This window comes from Nitrosospira sp. Nsp2 (assembly GCF_003050965.1).
Taxonomy (GTDB): Bacteria; Pseudomonadota; Gammaproteobacteria; order Burkholderiales; family Nitrosomonadaceae; genus Nitrosospira.
This window is the reverse complement of sequence record NZ_QAOU01000003.1, coordinates 26,154-45,534: the sequence shown is the minus strand read 5'-3', so window position 1 is coordinate 45,534 and position 19,381 is coordinate 26,154. Positions and strand designations below refer to the sequence as shown.

General features: G+C 55.6%; 20 protein-coding genes. 15 read left to right on the top strand and 5 right to left on the bottom strand.

What is annotated here, in order from left to right; all coding sequences use genetic code 11:
- The first annotated feature begins 8 nt into the window (after positions 1-8).
- The 7 genes from purN to C8R31_RS07900 all read left to right on the top strand — a co-directional run bounded on the left by purN (position 9) and on the right by C8R31_RS07900 (position 5,511).
- Positions 9-647: a phosphoribosylglycinamide formyltransferase gene (purN, locus tag C8R31_RS07930; RefSeq protein WP_107693553.1), complete on the top strand. Its 639-nt coding sequence runs from the start codon at positions 9-11 to the stop codon at positions 645-647.
- Positions 644-1,411 carry a DUF3108 domain-containing protein gene (locus C8R31_RS07925; protein ID WP_107693552.1) on the top strand — a complete coding sequence of 256 codons (768 nt, stop codon included), beginning with the start codon at positions 644-646 and terminating at the stop codon, positions 1,409-1,411. The genes purN and C8R31_RS07925 overlap by 4 nt, the downstream gene beginning before the upstream one ends.
- Before the next feature lie 116 nt (positions 1,412-1,527).
- Entirely contained in the window at positions 1,528-2,793 is a 1,266-nt protein-coding gene (locus tag C8R31_RS07920; protein WP_107693551.1) for an RsmB/NOP family class I SAM-dependent RNA methyltransferase, read from the top strand.
- A 47-nt stretch (positions 2,794-2,840) separates the two neighbouring features.
- Complete coding sequence (locus C8R31_RS07915) at positions 2,841-3,425, top strand: phospholipase D family protein (RefSeq protein ID WP_258192627.1); 585 nt, start codon at positions 2,841-2,843, stop codon at positions 3,423-3,425.
- A gap of 116 nt (positions 3,426-3,541) precedes the next feature.
- Complete coding sequence (locus C8R31_RS07910; protein ID WP_107693863.1) at positions 3,542-4,783, top strand: mechanosensitive ion channel family protein; 1,242 nt, start codon at positions 3,542-3,544, stop codon at positions 4,781-4,783.
- A gap of 134 nt (positions 4,784-4,917) precedes the next feature.
- Positions 4,918-5,151, top strand: coding sequence for a hypothetical protein (locus tag C8R31_RS07905; RefSeq protein WP_107693549.1), 234 nt, complete (start codon positions 4,918-4,920; stop codon positions 5,149-5,151).
- A 60-nt stretch (positions 5,152-5,211) separates the two neighbouring features.
- A complete protein-coding gene (locus C8R31_RS07900) occupies positions 5,212-5,511 on the top strand; it encodes a hypothetical protein (RefSeq protein ID WP_107693548.1) in 300 nt (99 codons plus the stop codon).
- Positions 5,512-5,538: 27 nt separating this feature from the next.
- Here the strand turns inward: C8R31_RS07900 and gloA are convergent, their stop codons facing one another.
- Positions 5,539-5,928 carry a lactoylglutathione lyase gene (gloA, locus tag C8R31_RS07895; RefSeq protein WP_107693547.1) on the bottom strand — a complete coding sequence of 130 codons (390 nt, stop codon included), beginning with the start codon at positions 5,926-5,928 and terminating at the stop codon, positions 5,539-5,541.
- A 1-nt stretch (position 5,929) separates the two neighbouring features.
- Entirely contained in the window at positions 5,930-6,118 is a 189-nt protein-coding gene (locus tag C8R31_RS07890) for a rubredoxin (RefSeq protein ID WP_091135575.1), read from the bottom strand.
- A 48-nt stretch (positions 6,119-6,166) separates the two neighbouring features.
- Here C8R31_RS07890 and thiD point away from each other — a divergent pair, with 48 nt between their 5' ends.
- From thiD to hemL, 3 genes are read left to right on the top strand one after another with little or no spacing between them, the layout of a single operon-like run.
- On the top strand, positions 6,167-7,021 hold the full coding sequence (gene thiD / locus C8R31_RS07885) for a bifunctional hydroxymethylpyrimidine kinase/phosphomethylpyrimidine kinase (protein WP_107693546.1): 855 nt from the start codon (positions 6,167-6,169) through the stop codon (positions 7,019-7,021).
- Positions 7,002-7,676, top strand: coding sequence for a thiamine phosphate synthase (gene thiE, locus C8R31_RS07880; RefSeq protein WP_107693545.1), 675 nt, complete (start codon positions 7,002-7,004; stop codon positions 7,674-7,676). The genes thiD and thiE overlap by 20 nt, the downstream gene beginning before the upstream one ends.
- On the top strand, positions 7,673-8,956 hold the full coding sequence (gene hemL / locus C8R31_RS07875; protein WP_107693544.1) for a glutamate-1-semialdehyde 2,1-aminomutase: 1,284 nt from the start codon (positions 7,673-7,675) through the stop codon (positions 8,954-8,956). The genes thiE and hemL overlap by 4 nt, the downstream gene beginning before the upstream one ends.
- Before the next feature lie 54 nt (positions 8,957-9,010).
- Here hemL and C8R31_RS07870 read toward each other — a convergent pair whose 3' ends face one another.
- Positions 9,011-9,670 (bottom strand): cytochrome c, encoded by a 660-nt coding sequence (locus C8R31_RS07870; protein WP_181320509.1) that lies wholly within the window; start codon positions 9,668-9,670, stop codon positions 9,011-9,013.
- A gap of 241 nt (positions 9,671-9,911) precedes the next feature.
- Here C8R31_RS07870 and C8R31_RS07865 point away from each other — a divergent pair, with 241 nt between their 5' ends.
- The 4 genes from C8R31_RS07865 to C8R31_RS07850 all read left to right on the top strand — a co-directional run bounded on the left by C8R31_RS07865 (position 9,912) and on the right by C8R31_RS07850 (position 14,876).
- Positions 9,912-10,328 carry a VOC family protein gene (locus C8R31_RS07865; protein ID WP_107693543.1) on the top strand — a complete coding sequence of 139 codons (417 nt, stop codon included), beginning with the start codon at positions 9,912-9,914 and terminating at the stop codon, positions 10,326-10,328.
- A 74-nt stretch (positions 10,329-10,402) separates the two neighbouring features.
- Positions 10,403-11,224 (top strand): SPOR domain-containing protein, encoded by an 822-nt coding sequence (locus C8R31_RS07860; RefSeq protein ID WP_107693542.1) that lies wholly within the window; start codon positions 10,403-10,405, stop codon positions 11,222-11,224.
- Positions 11,225-11,433: 209 nt separating this feature from the next.
- Entirely contained in the window at positions 11,434-12,234 is an 801-nt protein-coding gene (map, locus tag C8R31_RS07855) for a type I methionyl aminopeptidase (RefSeq protein WP_107693541.1), read from the top strand.
- A gap of 5 nt (positions 12,235-12,239) precedes the next feature.
- Positions 12,240-14,876: a [protein-PII] uridylyltransferase gene (locus C8R31_RS07850; protein ID WP_107693540.1), complete on the top strand. Its 2,637-nt coding sequence runs from the start codon at positions 12,240-12,242 to the stop codon at positions 14,874-14,876.
- Positions 14,877-15,090: 214 nt separating this feature from the next.
- Here C8R31_RS07850 and metE read toward each other — a convergent pair whose 3' ends face one another.
- Positions 15,091-17,319: a 5-methyltetrahydropteroyltriglutamate--homocysteine S-methyltransferase gene (gene metE, locus C8R31_RS07845; protein WP_107693539.1), complete on the bottom strand. Its 2,229-nt coding sequence runs from the start codon at positions 17,317-17,319 to the stop codon at positions 15,091-15,093.
- A 141-nt stretch (positions 17,320-17,460) separates the two neighbouring features.
- Between metE and C8R31_RS07840 the strand changes: the two genes are divergently transcribed.
- On the top strand, positions 17,461-18,387 hold the full coding sequence (locus C8R31_RS07840; RefSeq protein ID WP_107693538.1) for a LysR family transcriptional regulator: 927 nt from the start codon (positions 17,461-17,463) through the stop codon (positions 18,385-18,387).
- 186 nt (positions 18,388-18,573) lie between these two features.
- Here C8R31_RS07840 and C8R31_RS07835 read toward each other — a convergent pair whose 3' ends face one another.
- Positions 18,574-19,317 carry a CADD family putative folate metabolism protein gene (locus C8R31_RS07835; protein ID WP_107693537.1) on the bottom strand — a complete coding sequence of 248 codons (744 nt, stop codon included), beginning with the start codon at positions 19,315-19,317 and terminating at the stop codon, positions 18,574-18,576.
- Positions 19,318-19,381 lie beyond the last annotated feature (64 nt).

Sequence of the window (19,381 nt, the reverse complement as noted above, 5' to 3'; positions counted from 1 at the left end):
CTGCGGAAATGAAATCGCTCGTTATCCTCATCTCGGGCCGGGGAAGCAATATGGAGGCCCTGATTGAGGCGAAACTCCCCGCGCGGATAGCAGCAGTCATCAGCAACAGGCCCAACGCGCCTGGGCTGGAAATTGCAAGAAAGCACGGCCTTGAAACCATCGTGCTGGATCAATTGTCTTATTCCGGTCGTGAGGCATTTGATGCCGCGCTGGCGCAGGCAATCGACAAGTACCAGCCCGATCTGATCGCGCTTGCCGGGTTCATGCGCATCTTGGGGGATGGTTTCGTAAACCGTTATCCTGGGAAACTGCTAAATGTCCATCCTTCGCTGCTTCCTGCCTTTCCGGGGCTCCATACTCACCGGCGGGCGTTGCAGGAAGGGGTAAAGATACATGGCTGTACGGTACATTTCGTTACCGCGCAGATGGATCGCGGCCCAATCATTGTTCAGGCGGCGCTCCAGATACTACCGGATGACACCGAGCAAACGCTCGCCGCCCGCGTCCTGCAACAGGAGCACCTTATTTACCCCGAAGCCGTGCGCTGGCTCATGGAGGGCCGGCTTAGAATTTCCGAGAGCGCCGTCGACGTAAGCAACGCCATATTCGATGGCTCCGTTCTGTATTCACCTGGACTATTAAAATGAAATTACCGCTTGCTTTGCTGTGGGGTTTAAGTGTTACCGCATTTACCTTTTCTGCGTTTTCCGCTGGCGCTTATGCCGCAGGTGTTCCTCCGCGCATCGATATCAGCTATACGGTCACATCCGGCAACCTTGAAGCAGAAATGACTGAAACGGTGGAAATCCGCCAGGAAAACGGTACGCGGAGCTATGCCATTAACAGCGAGGGCCGCGCAAAAGGCTTGCTGGCGCTGACACAACCGGACAATGTGGTGCGCGATAGCGAGGGCACGGTGACGGCACAGGGATTGCTTCGCCCCAACCGCTTCTCTGATCAGCACGGCAAGAAACCGCCCAAGGTAGCCATTTTCGATTGGGATAAGAAGCTTCTGACTCTTCAGCATAAACGCGGGGAAGAACAGAAGCCTTTGCCCACCGATACGCTGGACAGGCTCAGCCTGCACTATAGCTTCATGTTTTCGCCGGTCGCGGGCAAAATGGTAACGCTGCATGAAACCGATGGCCGCCGCCTCGAACCAGCCCGCTATGCAGTGGGCAAGGAAACCCTGGACACGCCGATGGGCAAACTCGAAACCATCGTACTGACAAAGCAGCTGGAGAAAGAGGGCGACCGCGACAAGAAGATCTGGCTTGCGGTTGACCATCACATGCTGCCCGTACGCGTGGTGGCAGCTGAAAAATTGGGGATTGTGACGGATCAGATGGTCAAAAACATCAGCTATGCGGAAAAATCGGTCAACGACCAGAAACAGGGGCGCTTATACTAAACCCTGAGCTAACCCGGGGTAACCCGGGCTACAGTAGTCATCGCTCCTGTTATGATGTATGTTGTGTTCGAGCTACGCTATTTCGCCTCCACTTCCTTCCGCAATACCCACAATAGATGCGCCTCACCCCTGCCCACCTGGAGACGGCTACCGCCGCGCTCCGTGCCGTGCTTCCGCTGGAGCATCCCGCTGATTCGAAACTCAGGCGTTTTTTCCGGGAGAACCCCAAGCTCGGCGTAAATGACCGGGCGTTTATTGCCGAAGCCGTATTCGGCATTCTGCGTCACCGGTTTTTTCTTGAGCGCGTGATCGATATTGCGACTCCGCGTTCGCTGTTGCTCGGCTATCTGGCGAAATTCCACGGGATGAATCTGCGCGAACTGACGCCGCTCGTCAGCGAAGCAGATGCAAAGTGGATTGCACAATTGAAGGCAGTGAGGCCGGAATCGCAGCCGCTGGCTGTCCAGGCGGAATTTCCGGACTGGTTGACCGAAAAACTGCACGGTTTCATGGAAGAGCGTGAGATTCTCGATCTGGGACGCTCGATGCAAGAGCCGGCACCACTCGATCTGCGCGTCAATGCGTTGCTTGCGAACCGCGAAGAAGTGCTTGCGCTACTGAAAAGTGATGGTATCGAGGGCGATGCTACGCCGTACTCTCCCGTCGGCATCCGCCTTTTCGGTAAACCCGGCATCAACCGCAATGAATTGTTCACTACTGGCAAAGTGGAAGTCCAGGACGAAAGCAGCCAGTTGCTGGGCTATCTGCTCGCTCCGCGCCGCCGCGACATGGTCGTCGATTTTTGTGCGGGGGCAGGCGGCAAGTCCCTGATGCTAGGCGCTTTCATGCGGTCACAAGGACGCATTTATGCGTTCGATACCTCGGAAAAACGGCTTAATAACCTCAAGCCGCGCCTCAAGCGCTCCGGTTTGTCCAACCTGTATCCGCAGCTTATCGTCAACGAGAACGATCTGAAGGTAAAACGGCTTGCAGGCAAGATCGACCGCGTGCTGGTGGATGCGCCATGTAGCGGCCTGGGGACGCTTCGCCGCAACCCGGATCTGAAATGGCGGCAGTCTCCGCACAGCATCGAAGAACTCAAGCGCAAACAGGGCGCTATCCTGGCGTCGGCGTCAAATCTGCTCAAACCCGGCGGCAGGCTTGTCTATGCCACTTGCAGTTTTTTGCCGGAAGAAAACCAGGAAATCGTCGAGAATTTTCTCGCGGCCCATCCGCTTTTCACGCTTCTGAATTGCGCCGAGCTGCTGGCGCAACAGAAAATCCCGCTCGACACCGGCGTTTTCATGCAACTGTCGCCGCGCTCGCATCACACCGATGGTTTTTTTGCCGCTGCATTGGAACTGGCGAACAGCAACAAATGATATTACGGGTTGGTAACGTGCCCCTCTCCAGGTGGCTCGCCGGCTGCATGGCAATCCTGGTTACAGCGTCTGCAGCGGCTTTCCAGCCTGTACCAGGTTATGAACGCGATCACAATAAAGGTCACGACAGCGGCCACGACAGGAAGGCCCCCGTTGCGCTTCCTGCGACAGGCACGGTACAGACTGCTTTTACGCCGGGGGATGATGCCGGCAAGCTCATCAGGGACGCCATCGATACGGCCCAACACCAGGTTCTGGTGCAGGCGTTCAGTTTCACCCACCGCAAAATTGCTGAAGCACTGGTTGCAGCCAAACGCCGCGGTGTGGATGTCAAAGTCCTCTCCGACAAGAATCAAATCCACCGGATTCCAACGAGTTTGATATCGAGAATTGCGGCGGAAGGTGTACCCGTTTTTACCGATTCAGATCACGACAGCGCCCATAATAAAGTGATGGTGATCGACGCCGGCAGCCCGGAAGCCACGCTGATAACGGGTAGCTTCAACTTCACCCATGCCGCCCAGTATAAAAATGCGGAGAATGTGCTGTTGATAAAGGGTAATGCAGCGCTTATCGATCTTTACAGGAAAAACTGGCAACGCCACTATGAGCACTCGCTGCCTTACCGGTAGCGCTTGCAGTTGTCCCGGCTTTTGTCGACACCCACGTTTTTCCCCAGGGGACTTTCCAACGTTTCCACATGTCAGCCGAAATGCCAGCCCAGATTTCAGGCCCGATGCCAGCTCAAATGCCAGCCGACAGCGAATTCCAGAGTCTGCTGCGTAATCTGATCACGGACGTGCAGGAAGCGAGCGTGTTGTGGCAAATTGCGGTGCTGGTAGCAAGTCTCGGGCTTGCGTGGCTGTTACTGCGGCAATTCGAGCGCCGCGTTCCAGTTCCATCAGAAAGCAAAAGCCGGCGCCTTAATATCAGCATGCGCAGCATGAGCCGACTCATGTTTCCGGTGTTCGCGCTTGCGCTCGTCATTCCCGGGAGGTGGCTGCTCAGCTACTGGTACTCCCCCCATCTTCTTAACATCGTGGTACCGCTACTGTTTGCGCTCGCCCTGATTCGCGTAACTGTCTATATGTTGCGCAGAGTGTTTTCGACCCAGAAGTGGCTGCATCCTTGGGAGCTGTTTATTGGCTGGATTGTCTGGATCGGCCTTGCGCTTTATATAACAGGCCTGTTGCCTGGAATACTCGATCTTCTCGACAATGTCGGGTTTCACGTCGGCAAACAGCGGCTTTCGATATTGCTCATCGCGCAGGGGATCGCTGCATTCACCGCCAGCATACTGGTCGCGCTTTGGCTCGCCACCGCGTTCGAAACCCGGCTAATGGACGCCAGCGCGCTGGACATCAACCAGCGCGTCATTCTCTCGAAAATCAGCCGCACGATCCTGATTGTGGCAGGGGTCCTGATCGCGCTACCCATGGTGGGGGTAGATATCACCGTTTTGTCGGTGTTCGGGGGCGCGCTTGGGGTAGGGCTCGGATTCGGCCTGCAGAAGATTGCGAGTAACTACATCAGTGGATACATTATTCTGCTGGATCGATCCCTGCACATCGGTGATACCGTGGCGGTGGACAACCGCAAGGGAGAGGTTGTTTCGCTTACTACGCGATATGTGGTGCTCAAGACCGAAGACGGAACTGAAGCGCTTATTCCGAACGACACGTTTATTACTTCGACGGTTGTCCGTCAAACCTATGCCAACCACCGCCTGCGTCTAATTATAACCATAAAGGTCAGCTACTCCAGCCCAGTAGAGACGGCCATGCGCATCATGCTGGAAGCCGCGAAGCGGCAGCAGATATTGGCGGAACCCGAACCTACCGTTATCCTCAAGGAATTTGCCGAGAATGGCGCCATCGTTGACCTGATAATATGGGTGCAAGATCCAGAAGGTGGAGTGTTACGGCTGCGCTCCAACCTCAACCGTGAAATCCTGGCGGAATTTGAAAAGAACGGTATCGGCGTGAAATAAGGCTGATGGGAACAGGTGCCAGCCTTGAAATTCACCCAAGTTTTGAGATACGATCCTGCTATCACACACCTGTCCGCGCCCGTGGAAATTCCGGTCCTGGCCCCGCGGCGGATTGCTGACTGATTACAAGACTTATGAAGAAAATACTGCCGGCGCTGTTTTTCGCGCTTTGCTCGATACAGGTTTCAGCGCAGGTTTCCGCGCAAAAAGAGGCTCAGGAATTCCCCTGGTCCAAGGCGGCAAAAATCATCGCGGCGGACGAGGCAAAAGCCGCTGCGTCAAAGCCGAAAAAACCGGAACCGCAGCTTGAAGCCGAAACCAAAAAGCGTGAGAAGGCAGCTGACGCGGAAAACAAGAAGAGCAAATAACGAGGGACCTTGGCGTTTAACTCACTCGCAGAGACGAGCTCCTAACGCCAGGAACTCTTTATGGGCGCCTTGATTTTCTATACCGGGATCTATTTCCTGGGCTATTACGCCGCGCACCTGCTCAACCAGGCGACTGGCCGGGCTTTGGTAAGCAATCGCCGCATCGCGGGCCTCGTTCTGGTTCTCACCGTCAGCGTAGCCCACGCGTACAAGATAATTTCCACTCCTCCGCCTCATGATCACGGGGATGGGGCGAATTACGCACTCGGCTTATACGTTATTCTGCCTGTTACCATCATCTCGATCGCCGTATTCTTCTTCAACCGGCAGGATGGGCAGGACGACAACGATCAGTCATAGGACGGGCGCTAATACGTCCAAGCGCGTCTAGGCGGTTTTCTTCTGGATGAATTCGATCTTGTAGCCGTCGGGGTCTTCCACAAAAGCGATGACGGTGGCGCCATGTTTCATCGGTCCCGCTTCCCGCGTTACCTTGCCGCCGCGCTTCTTCACTTCCGCGCAGGCCTTGTAGGCATCGTCCACTTCTACCGCAATATGCCCATAGCCATTGCCCAGGTCATATTGCTTCGTATCCCAGTTGTGGGTTAGCTCCAATACTGTGCCAAGCACCTCATCCTGATAACCGACAAAGGCGAGCGTAAACTTTCCCTCGGGGTAATCTTTCCGCCGCAGTACTTTCATCCCCAGCACATCGGTATAGAAGGCGATGGATTTTTCCAGATCGCCAACACGCAGCATGGTATGAAGAATACGCATTTCAGATTTCAATCATTTCAAAATCTTCCTTGCGCGCGGCGCATTCCGGGCAAGTCCAATTCATCGGAACGTCTTCCCATCGAGTGCCGGGAGGAATGCCTTCCTGTGGCGACCCTTCGGCTTCATCATATACATAACCGCAAATGAGACACATGTAGCAACGGTAAACGCGAGTTTCTGTGGTGGTCATGATGAGCGGGAGTAATTAGGTTAAAATATCATTTTACGGTATTAGTCCATGTCTCAGCCACCCCCCACGGTACTTTCTTTCGCTGCCAGCGACTCAACCGGTGGTGCCGGTATTCAGGCCGATGTTCTCACCCTCGCCAGCATGGGATGTCACCCGTTATCGGTGATCACAGCCATAACCATCCAGGATACAGCCGGAGTGGACGACGTAATGGCCCTGGACCCTGAATGGGTGGCCGATCAGGCACGGGCGGTCCTGGAAGACATGCCGGTACATGTGTTCAAGATCGGGCTATTGGGTAGCGTGGAAATTATAGCCTCCATTGCGGAGGTCATTTCCGATTATCCCAACATTCCGCTGGTACTGGACCCGGTACTTGCGTCGGGACGAGGTGATGAACTCGCAAACGACGAGATGGTCATGGCAATGCGGGAACTGTTGCTTCCTCAGGCGACTATTATCACCCCCAACAGCATGGAAGCGAGGCGGCTCGCCCAGGACGATGAGGATGATTATGACATGCCGAATCTGAACGAGTGCGCCGGTCGGCTTTTGCGCCTGGGCTGCGAATACGTCCTGATTACCGGTACACACGAAAATACGTCCCAGGTCATCAACAACCTGTACGGAAGCGGCGGCATCGTACGGTCGGACACGTGGCGCCGACTGACTGGCTCGTACCATGGGTCCGGCTGCACGCTCGCCTCGGCTATCGCCGCTGGCCTTGCGAACGGACTATCGATGGCCGAAGGGGTCTATGAAGCGCAAGAATATACCTGGCAATCCCTGAAAGCCGGATTTCGCCCGGGAATGGGACAGTATCTGCCTGATCGAATGTTCTGGGCTCGTGACGAGAGCGATACCGGGGACGGGAACGACAACGATGCCCCAGGCGATAATTAACGGGTTATACGCTCTCACCCCGGACGTGGCGGACACACCGGAGCTGATTGCGATGGCGCGGCAGGCCCTGGAAGGCGGAGCCCGTCTGGTCCAATACCGCAACAAGGCAGCTGGGAGCGAATTGCGTCGGGAGCAGGCACACGCGCTCGCTCGTCTTTGCCGAGCCTTCCAGGTTCCATTCGTCATCAACGATCATCTTGATCTGGCGATTGAGGTGAGCGCCGACGGCGTGCATTTAGGGCGGGAGGACACCCCCCTTACCGATGCGCGCCGACTCCTGGGGCAAGGTAAGATTATCGGCATTTCCTGCTACGACCGGCTGGAGCTTGCCGCCGAAGCCGAGCATCACCGCGCAGACTATGTCGCATTCGGCGCTTTTTTCGCTTCGGTGACCAAGCCTGGAGCAACCCCCGCTGCAATAGACCTGCTGAACCGTGCAAAGCAGGAACTGAAGATTCCGGTTGTCGCTATCGGAGGCATCACCTACGATAATGCGGCCGACTTGATACGGCGCGGCGCCGATGCGGTGGCGGTAAGCAACGCGTTGTTTCATGCCTCGGACATTCGAGCCGCCGCTGAAGACTTTTCCCGCTTGATTAAGCAAAATAAAGCGAAGCAAGCGTTCCATTCCTCACCATCATGGGCTAGCCAATAATGTCACGTAACCAGCAATTATTTGAACGCTCTCAAAAATATATTCCCGGCGGGGTAAATTCACCGGTCCGCGCCTTCAAGTCAGTGGGTGGCACGCCCGTATTTTTCGAGCGGGGGCTGGGCCCTCGGGCGTGGGACGCGGATGGTAAAGCTTATATCGATTACGTCGGTTCCTGGGGCCCTCTGATTCTTGGTCATGCCCACCCGGAAGTGGTGGCGGCAGTGCAGGCTGCGGCACAAAAGGGGCTGACCTTTGGAGCGCCTACAGCGGCGGAGCTGGAAATCGCCGAACTGCTGTGCAATCTTGTTCCTTCGATCGAGCAAGTGAGACTGGTCAGTTCGGGTACCGAGGCCACGATGAGCGCGATTCGTCTTGCGCGAGGGTATACGGGCCGTAACCGCATCATCAAATTTGAGGGTTGCTACCACGGCCACGACGATGCCTTGCTGGTGAAAGCAGGGTCGGGGGCCCTGACGTTTGGCAATCCGAGTTCTGCCGGGGTTCCGGCAGAAACCGCCGCCAGCACGGTGGTGCTGGATTACAACGATATCACTGGTATCGAGCAAGCGTTCAGTCAATTCGGCGATGAGATTGCCGCGGTCATTGTCGAGCCCGTGGCGGGCAACATGAATCTGGTGGCGCCGAATCCGGGTTTTCTGCCGGGCCTGCGCGAATTGTGCACGCGTCATGGCAGCGTACTGATCTTTGATGAGGTAATGACGGGCTTTCGCGTCGGATTGGAATGCGCTCAAGGGCTTTATGGCATAAAACCCGATCTCACCACGCTCGGTAAAGTAATCGGTGGCGGAATGCCGATGGCGGCGTTCGGCGGCAGGCGGGACATCATGCAGTGCTTGGCGCCGGTAGGAGCGGTATACCAGGCCGGCACGCTTTCGGGCAATCCGGTTGCGGTGGCCGCTGGACTCGCGACGTTGCGACTGGTGCAAAAGCCCGGATTCTACGAACAACTTTCGGCTACAACCCGGCAGTTAGCTGACGGCCTTACCGCTGCCGCGAAGGAGCGCGGCGTCGTTTTTTGCGCACAAGCCGTGGGGGGAATGTTCGGCCTCTATTTCCGGAATAGCCTGCCGACTAGTTACGCGGAAGTAATGAGTTGCGACCGGGAAGCTTTTAACCGCTTTTTTCATGCAATGCTGGAGGAAGGTAACTATTTCGCGCCCTCAGCCTTTGAAGCCGGGTTTGTCTCGGCAACTCACGGCGATTCGGAAATCAACAACACGCTGACGGCCGCAGGAAAAATATTCGATTCATGGAAATAAAAACGGCCCGCGATAGCGGGCCGCTGCGGTTGTCTACCCCGAGGCCGGTTCTGTTCAGCGCAGGCCCGAGATAAACTCGGAAACTGCCTGCATTTCCTTTTCGCTCATGCGCGTGGTGATCATATGCATCACCTGGTTGTCATCGTTTGAACGCAGCTCTTTCCGAAATGCGCGCAGTTGCGTCAGGGTGTAGTCCTGGTGCTGACCGGCAAGGCGAGGATAGTTAGGCGGAAGACCAGAACCATTGGGCGAATGGCATCCTGCGCAAGCAGGAACACTCGTCTCGAGGTTGCCCCCCCGGTATACTTTCTCGCCCTGTTCAGCCAGGGCTTTGTCTTTGGCAGCTCCCGGCTTGGGCTTCTGCTGGGCATAGTAAGCAGCAAGATTCTTCATGTCCTCGGGGGTGAGAGGCGCGACCATCGCGCTCATTACCGCGCTTTCCCGCGCCGCCGGCTTCCCGCCCTCGGACTTGAAATCATTCAATTGCTTGGTGATATACTCGGCATGCTGTCCGGCCAAGCTTGGATTTGCGGGTATAAGGCTATTACCGTCGGCGTTGTGGCATGCCGCGCAAACCTGAGTTGCAATTTGCTGACCTTTAGACGGGTCGCCCTTGATCTTTCCAGCCTCCGGCGAAGTTTCCGCAAAAACCTGATTGGAAAGCGCCAGTGCGGCCAATACCATCATATTCGAAATCAGTTTCGTGCCTTGCATTCCTGACGCTCCGGAAGAAAAGTGATAACCATGTCAATAACATTGTATTTTATCAGGGCGATGGCGGGTTCACAACAAGAAAGCTTCTGAACTATCAACCGTTTTGATCATGTCTATCGTTTTGTGGAAGGCCGTTTAATTGGCTCGCGAAAAGACGGCGTACCGACGTGCTTGCTCTTATGGCACAACCGGGCGGTGGTTCATCTAGTCTGCCGTTAAATGGAAATTAAAGGAGGAAAGAGTGGGTACAAAAATTTTTGTGAATCTGCCGGTGAAAGATCTCGGCAAATCCGTGGAATTCTTCACCAAACTCGGCTTTAAGTTCGATCCTCAATTTACCGATCAAACTGCAACCTGCATGATCGTGGCCCACGACATTTTCGTTATGCTGCTGACCGAGGAAAAGTTCAAGCTGTTTACCCCGAAAAAGATCTGCGACGCAACGCAAAGTACGGAAGTGCTCATCTGCTTGTCCTGTGAAAGCCGGGAGAAAGTGGATGAGATGGTAAACTGCGCGGTAGCCGCGGGCGGAACAACCTACAACGAGCCACAAGACCACGGGTTTATGTATGGGCATGGGTTCCAGGACCCGGACGGCCACATCTGGGAACTCATGTTCATGGAAACTGGCGCGATGAGCCAAGCCGAAATGCAATAACAATAAATGACGGCGCCGGTCCCTCCAGATACAATCGGGCCGTCAATCTGGCGCAAATATCGTTAAGCCTGTAAATGAGAATACTCTTTTTTCTTCTGTTGTTTGCCAACCTGATTTTTGCGGCCTATATCCAATGGGGTCCCGCGGCCAGCGGTCGCGTGCAGCTGGCCGCAGAATTCCATCCGGAAAGAATACAACCATTGTCTGCGCTACCGGCGGGGTCCACCCTTTCCGCTTCCGCTCGTCCCGAGCCCGAGCGACCCGCGGCCACTCCTCCTGCTTTGACTCGCCCAAAGTCCGAGCGGCCTGAATCCTTAGCTCCCGGGCCCGCCGCGCCCGAACCTCCTCGTGCTGCGTCCGCTCCTCCCGAGTCTACCGCTTCCGAGTCCATGGCTTCCGCGTCCGCGGCTCCTGAGCCCGCACGTCCTGCGAGTTGTCTGGAATGGGGGGATTTTCTCAGCGTAGAGCATGCACGGATGGAGGCCGCGATGGCCCGAGTGCAACTGAACCACGAGACACAGCGCGTAGGAGTGGGAAAGAGAAGCGGCTACTGGGTCTACATACCGCCCCTGAGAAACAGGGAACACGCGGTGCGAAAAATGGGAGAGCTTGGCAGACTCAGGATTAACAATTATTACCACGTCCAGGACAATGGCCAATGGAACAACGCCATTTCCATGGGCTTTTTCGTTAACGAGGACGAGGCGGACGATTTACTCGAAGAACTGAAACGCACAGGCGTAAGGTCGGCGGTAATGGGGAAACGGTATCTGGAGCAGATAAAGTTTGTCCTGCGGGATCCTCCGCAGGAGGTTGTCGAAAAGATGAAGACGTTAAAAGCGGAGTTTCCCGGCAGCAAGCTTGAGACGGTGCAGTGTGACCGGACCAGAAAATGAGATGAAAGCTGCGACCACCTGACGCATAAAGAACGCGACGCCCCGGTGCCGTGGCTTGCGTCTGCTTCCATATCCGCCCTGTAAGCATCCATGACTGCATCATCTTAAGCCCGTTCGGGCCCGTGATCTTTGGGGTCAGCAACGGGTATTGCAATGCGATACTCCAGCCCCCATCATATGTTTTTATGTTATCTGCTACGGAAACCACTATGACTGTGTCTCTAAAGACCCCGCAGGAAGTCGAAAAAATGCGGGTGGCGGGGAAGCTTGCCTCGGAGGTGCTGGATTACATCACCCCGTTCGTCAAGCCGGGAGTCACAACTGATGAACTTGATAAACTGTGCCACGACTACATGGTCGACGTTCAGCACGTTATCCCCGCCCCTCTCAATTATGCGCCCCCGGGGTACTCGCCGTATCCAAAATCAATTTGCACCTCGGTCAATCATCAAGTTTGTCATGGGGTGCCGGGCGATAAAAAACTCAAGTCGGGCGACATCGTCAACATCGATGTGACCGTCATCAAGGACCAGTACCATGGCGATACCAGCCGCATGTTTTTCGTGGGTGAACCGGGTATCCAAGCCAGACGCTTGTGTAAAATTACTTACGAGTCGATGTGGCGCGGGATTGAGGAGATCAAACCGGGGAAACATCTGGGCGACGTCGGCCATGCAATTCAACGCTTCGCTGAAAGTCAGGGATATAGCGTGGTGAGAGAGTTCTGCGGCCACGGCATCGGCGCAAAATTTCATGAAGATCCCCAGGTGCTCCATTATGGCCGTCCCGGAACCGGGCTGGAACTTAAAGCCGGCATGATTTTCACGGTTGAGCCGATGATTAACGCGGGCAAAGCTCCTATACGCCAGATGGCCGACGGCTGGACCATTGTTACGAAGGATCATAGCTTGTCGGCACAATGGGAGCATACCGTGCTGGTCACCGAAACCGGATATGAAGTGCTGACCTTATCGGCTGGCGCGCCGCAGAAACCTGTATTCCGCTCCTGACCGTCATGGGGCCGCTTGAGGCAGGGTCGCCTCCCGGCAGTTTCAATACTGAGACAAGTACTGAGACATTCAGGCAGGCGCTGCTGCAAGGCCGCGAGTCATTACGCCAGCGCTATTACAGCAATGGCAACGGCGCAGCCCTGCTGCGCGGCCACAGCCGGCTGCTCGATGATATCCTTCGCCAGGTCTGGCGCGAGATGGCACTCCCGGACTCAATTGCCCTGCTGGCGGTCGGCGGCTATGGCAGGCAGCAGCTTTTTCCATATTCAGACATCGATCTGCTGGTGCTGCTTCCGGAGAAAGGTAGCGGCGCCAACGTTGCGGATAGCGCTGTCGAGGTCCGGCTGGAACAGTGGGTTAGACTATTGTGGGATCTCGGACTGGAAATCGGCCACAGTGTCCGCACCATCGCCCAATGCGTCGAGGAGGCTGCCAAGGATATCACGGTGCAAACCAGCTTGCTCGAAGCCCGGCAGCTGTCGGGGCATCGCCCGTTGTTTGACGAATTTGCGAAAACGATGCAGGCCATGCTTGAGCCGGAAGCTTTCTTTCAAGCGAAGCAACTTGAGCAGGAGCAGCGCCACGGCCGCTATCACGACGCCACGCATAATCTTGAGCCCAACATCAAGGAGAGCCCTGGCGGGCTTCGCGATCTGCAAAACGTCCTGTGGGTCAGCCGGGCTGCAGGGTTCGGAAAATCCTGGCCTGATTTGGCTAGAGGAGGCTTGATCACTCCGCGTGAAGCTCGTCTTGCCCAACGTCATCAGGCTCTTCTGCAAGACCTCCGTATTCGACTCCACTATCTCGCAGGGCGCCGCGAAGACCGGCTGTTGTTCGATTTTCAGACCGCGCTCGCCGATGAGCTTCGCATAGGCGCTAAGCCTCCTCGCCGCGCGAGCGAGATATTGATGCAGCGGTATTATCGCGCCGCCCAGGGCGTTACACAGATCAACACGATTCTGTTGCTTACGCTGGAGGCAAGGATTTCTCCCGGCGCGAATGCGGTTCCGGTCATCATCAACGAGCGTTTCCAGAAGCGAAATGAGTGGCTGGAAGCAAGAGACGAGGATCTTTTCCACAAGGAGCCAGGCGCGATCCTGGAAAGCGTGCTGCTGCTGCAGCAGCACCCCGAACTGAAAGCCCGCAGTGCGACCACGCTGAGAGCAATGTGGCAGGCGGCACCCCTCATCAACGCGGCATTTCGACGCAGCCCGCACAATAGGGCTCATTTCATGGAGATCCTACGTCAACCGCACGGGCTGACGAGTGAGTTGCGCCTGCTCAATCGCTACGGCATTCTAGGACGCTACCTCCCGGCGTTCGGGCGTATCGTGGGCCAGATGCAGCACGACCTGTTTCACGTCTATACGGTAGATGAGCACATTCTCATGGTGGTGAGAAACCTGCGCCGGTTTCTTTCCCCCGAGTTTTCCCATGAATATCCGCTTTGCAGCCGGCTTATTGTTGAATTCCAGCGGCCTGAAGTGCTCTATATCGGGGGCATCTTCCATGACATTGCAAAAGGACGGCAGGGAAACCATTCGATCCTCGGAAAGAGGGACGCAGCGCGTTTCTGCCACGACCACGCCCTTTCGCCGGAAGATACTGACCTGATCATTTGGCTGGTCGAAAACCATCTTTTCATGTCAATGACTGCGCAAAAAAAAGACATAGCCGATCCGGACGTGATTGCTGATTTTGCCGGGCACATGGGTAACGAGCGACGCCTTGTCGCGCTTTATCTGCTTACCGTAGCCGATATTCGGGGTACCAGTCCAAAAGTATGGAACGCCTGGAAGGCGAAACTGCTGGAAGATTTGTTCCGGGCCGCGCGGCGTCAGCTCTGCGGCGAGCCCGCTTATGCCGACAGGACGCTGACCAGCCGGAAGAACAAGGTCATGGAGTTGCTGCAACTCGATAATATTGCTGTCAGTGGGGACGAGAAGCTCTGGAGGATACTGGATCCGGCCTATCTGCTGTCGCACGAGCCCCAGCAAATCGCGTGGCATGCGCGCCACCTGATCCATCAAACAAAACCACTAACTCCGCTCGTGAAGACCCGTATTGCACCGGCTGGAACAGGCATTGAGGTATTGGTCTATGCGTCCGATCAAAAGGATCTGTTTGCGCGTATCTGCAGTTTCTTCGACCGCATCGATTGCAATATCGTTGAAGCAAGGATACATACCGCCCGCCACGGTTACGCACTCGATAGCTTCCTCGTGCTCGACCCTTTCGATATGGCCCAGCGTCACCGCGACGTAGTCGATTTCATCGAGCATGAACTTGCACAGCAATTGGCCGAGCATGCTCCGTTACAGCCTCCGGTCAAAGGGCGCTTGAGCCGACATCTCAGGCATTTTCCCATTGCCCCCGAAGTGGACATCGAACTGGACGAAAAAGGCGAATACAGTATTTTATCGATCGTTGCCGGCGACCAGCCGGGGCTGCTTTCGCGTATCGCGCAAGTGCTGGTCAGCTTTGGCGTAAACGTGCACAGCGCGCGGGTCAACACCCTGGGAGAACGCGCTGAAGATACGTTTCTGGTGACGGGAGATGCATTGCAAAAATCGAGAACACTGCTTCGTTTGGAAACGGAGCTTGTCAAGGCCCTGCAAACTTCATGCGAAGCAGCCACCTAAATCTGATAGTTAAGCCTTGACACGGGCATTCGCCTACGGAATTTCCAGCCAGCCGGGTGACGGCCCATCCCCGACTGGCCCATCTACTTCGCCAGCAATCCAGTACCTAAGCTAACCCCATTGCCCGGACCCAGGCTGTTGCGCCGGCGGATTAATTCACTGAAATTTTCGGAAGATTAAGCGTACGCAACAGTCGCGCCGCTTCAACCATTCGCTACAGGGCAGCCTCTGTTTCCACCCAGCCTCTCGTCTTCAAACCGCAATCGGGGTTAACCCATAACTGCGACGGGTCGATCACTTTGCACGCCTTTTCCAGCAGTTCCAGGATTTCTTCCGTCCGGGGAATCCGCGGCGAATGAATGTCATACACACCGGGTCCGATCTCGTTGGGATACTTGAACTGACCGAATGCGTTAAGCAACTCCATGCGTGAGCGCGAGGTCTCAATTGTAATGACGTCGGCATCCATCTCTGCAATGGCGGGCAGGATATCGTGGAACTCGGAGTAGCACATATGGGTATGTATCTGCGTGTCGTCCCTTACACTCGAGCTGGCGACGCGGAATGCTCGCACTGCCCACTGCAAGTACTCATCCCAGTCCGGTTTTTTTAGCGGCAGGCCCTCGCGAAATGCCGGCTCGTCAATCTGGATCATTCCGATGCCGGCTCGCTCCAGATCCGCAACCTCGTCACGGATGGCAAGCGCCAGCTGGAGCGCAGTATCGGCACGAGGCTGATCATCACGCACGAAGGACCACATCAGCATCGTTACAGGACCGGTCAACATGCCTTTGACCGGTCGGGGTGTCAGGCTTTGCGCGTATTGAATCCAGTCAACCGTCATCGGCTCGGGACGGTAGATATCCCCGTAGAGAATAGGCGGCTTCACGCAGCGCGAACCGTAACTCTGCACCCATCCGTTCTCGGTAAAAACATAACCCCACAACTGCTCGCCGAAATATTCCACCATGTCGTTGCGCTCGGCCTCTCCATGCACGAGAACATCCAGGCCGATTTCTTCCTGCTTTCTTATTGCCAGCGCTATCTCGTCACGCATCGCCTGGAGATACTGCAAATTGCCAAGCTCGCCTTTTTTGAAGGCAGCGCGCGCCTGCCGTATTTCGGCCGTTTGCGGAAACGAGCCTATGGTTGTGGTGGGCAACAGCGGGAGTTTAAAGCGCTGCCGTTGACGCGACTGCCGAACCGGGAATGGGCTGGCGCGTTCGTTTTCTTTCCGCGTCAAGCTTCGCAAACGCTCCTGCACCACCGGATTGTGAATGCGTTCTGATTGTGCACGTACCCGACTTGCCTCGGTAGAAGCACTCAGGATTTCTGATATTGCGCTTTCTCCATGGGTCACGCCGCGTCCGAGGGCCGATACCTCATGCAGCTTCTGCACCGCGAATGCCAGCCAGTTCTTGATCTCCCCATCCAGCCTCGTCTCCAGCTCGAGATCAACCGGGCAATGCTGGAGAGAGCAACTCGGCGCAATCCATAACCTTTCGCCAAGGATAGCTTGAACACGTGACAACATCGAGAATGACCGGGCGAGATCAGAACGCCATATGTTGCGTCCATCTACGATGCCCAGTGAGAGCACCTTCCCGACAGGGTAGTGGTCGAGAAAAGTTTCAAGCTGGTCGGGCGCACGGCACAAATCGATATGCAAGCCGTCCACCGGCAATTCCTTGAGGCGGTTGGCATGCTTGTCCACTGCTTCGAAATAAGTGGTTAACAGCAGCTTGGTCAGCCTGGGCTCGGCCAGGGCGGTATAGGCCTGGTCCAGACCGCGCAGCCATTCCTCTCCCAAATCGAGCGCTAGCAGCGGCTCGTCAATCTGCACCCATTCCACGCCAAGTGATGCAAGCTGGCCAAGAATGTCGCGATAGACCGGCAACAGTTGCGGTAACAAATCCAGGCGACTGAAACCCGGCGTGCTCTCCTTGCCTAGGTACAAATATGTCAACGGGCCGATCAGCACTGCTTTCGGAGAAATGCCGAGCGCCTGTGCCTCAGCCACTTCTTTGAAGAGCTGCGGCGACGCAACACGGAATCGAGCGTCCGCATCGAATTCCGGCACGATGTAGTGATAATTGGTATCGAACCACTTGGTCATCTCCATGGCTGGCTGAGTCGCGGTTCCGCGCGCCATGGCAAAATACAATTCCAGCCCGATTTCGTCCTGCTGCGCGTTAAACCTTGCGGGGACCGCGCCGAGCAGTGCTGTCATGTTCAACATCTGGTCGTACAGTGCGAAATCTCCAGCCGGAATCAGGTCGATGCCGAGGTCTCGCTGCAGAGTCCAATGCCTCTGCCGTAACTCGGCCGCTGTGGCATTAAGCTTTTCGTCGCTAATATCCGCGCGCCAATAGGCTTCAAGCGCTTGTTTCAACTCACGCCGGGCGCCGATTCGCGGAAAACCCAGGTTATGTGTCAGTGCCATCAATGCTCTCCTTGATTGCTCTGGTGCAGACTCGGTTGCAATGAGAACAGATTGTGTGACAGACTAACCTATGAATCAAATGAAACGCTATATAATATTGATGAATACAATTCATACGTAACCCGTAAATAATTTATACCCATGTCAGTCTCCACGCTTGAACTACGGCATCTTCGTACACTCTCGGCACTTCATGAAACCGGGAGCGTGTCGAGCGCGGCAAAACGCGTACACCTGACCCAGTCAGCGTTATCACATCAGATCAAAGCATTGCAGGACCACTATGGGCTACCGATCGTGCGGCGCCAGGGACAATCCGTCGAGCTCACCGATGCCGGAAAACAGCTGGTTGCGTTGGCTGGTAAAGTACTGGAAGAAATCCGGGCGACCGAACGCAGTCTTGCCAAACTGTCCCAGCAGGCATCGGGAAGCCTGCGCATAGCGCTGGAATGCCACACTTGTTTCGATTGGCTGATGCCGCTGATGGATGTGTTCCGCCAGAACTGGCCGGATGTGGAACTCGATCTCGTCTCCGGCTTCCACAGCGACCCCGTCAAACTCCTGGAGGAAGGAGGGGCGGACGTCGTAATAGGATCGGAACACAAGCGGAAACGGGGCGTGGTACACCACCCCTTGTTCCGTTTCGAGATTCTTGCAGTGCTTGCGCCGGACCATCCCCTACGCGGGAAACGAATATTACAGGCTCCTGATTTTGCCGACCTGACACTCATTACCTACCCGGTTCCGGAAGACCGTATCGATCTGATCCTCAACGTACTGAAACCCGCCGGCATCCATCCTCAGCGACGCACTGCAGAACTGACCGTCGCCATCCTCCAGCTTGTAGCCAGCCGCCGCGGGATTGCAGCACTGCCCAGTTGGGGAATACAGAATTACGTCGATCATGACTACGTGATTGCCCGCCGCATCGGCGCGCACGGACTGTGGAGCGACCTCTACGCATCGACCCTTACCGAAACTGCTTCCCGCCCTTATCTCCGAGATTTTCTGGCTACTGCAAGGAACACGTGTTTCGCCACGCTGGAAGGAATCTTCCCGTTGGACTAAATCAGACGACAAGTGAATGAGTAAAAGGAGAAATCTTCTGGTGAGCAACGCGGTCGCGTCTGCTCACCAGAGACAGGAATCAGGAGAGAAGGCTTGTAACCACAACCCCGCAACTATTTCGCCAAGTTATTGCAGGGCGACAGCGGACCTGGTCAGAAGCTTCTCAGCGCAAGACTCAGTGGAGGCTCAGTGTAGTGTAACCGCGGCCTTATCCTCGCAGGCGAGGTCTGCACAGTAATTTTCGTACACGCCATCCAGAAAACCCCATAGCGCGTCACATGCCCGGGCGGTCGCAGCCAGCACCTCAGCCTCTTTCTCCGGAGTATCGACAAAGCGGTCAATCAACTCCCACTCAGCTTGCGAATGATATACGTCCGCTTCCTGGTGTACCGAAAAGAACTCATAGCTAGCCGGATCGCTCATGCCATAAAACCTTGCCAGCCCGTCGATCTTGACCGCGGCAATGGACGGAACCTGGGATTCAAACGCATGCAGGGCGGCCAGACCTGCGTAAAAGGGTTCGTTCAAGCAGATGTCGCGAAATGTATCCACGAGCCTGGCTGTCCCCGGCAGAGCTGCTGCCTTTGCCAAGGCCTTATCCGTGGAACCTAGGGCCAAGGCAAAATTCTTCCATAGCGCGGGGTGGTTTTTCTCGCCGTGCTCTTCGCTGATCAGGTTCTTGAGCACTTCCTGCCTTACGCTGATGTCGCCGCTATTGGTCTCGCTGTGAAAATGCGGTGTATTAAAATGTACTGCGCTCAAGTAAGTCGGCTCGGCGAGCACATTATGGAAATATTGTTCGGCATACCTGCGCAACTGCTCTTTAGTGAGCTTTCCTTCTGTCCAAGCCACGTAAAAAGGATGCTTGAGCAGGTGTTTGGCGGTGATGATGGAATCGATCTTATGCTTAAGAGATACGTTGTTTGTCATGGTTTTTCCTCTTGAACAGAGATGGGGTGGTCGGTCGGCGTATCATCGCCAAATAATGTCGTGA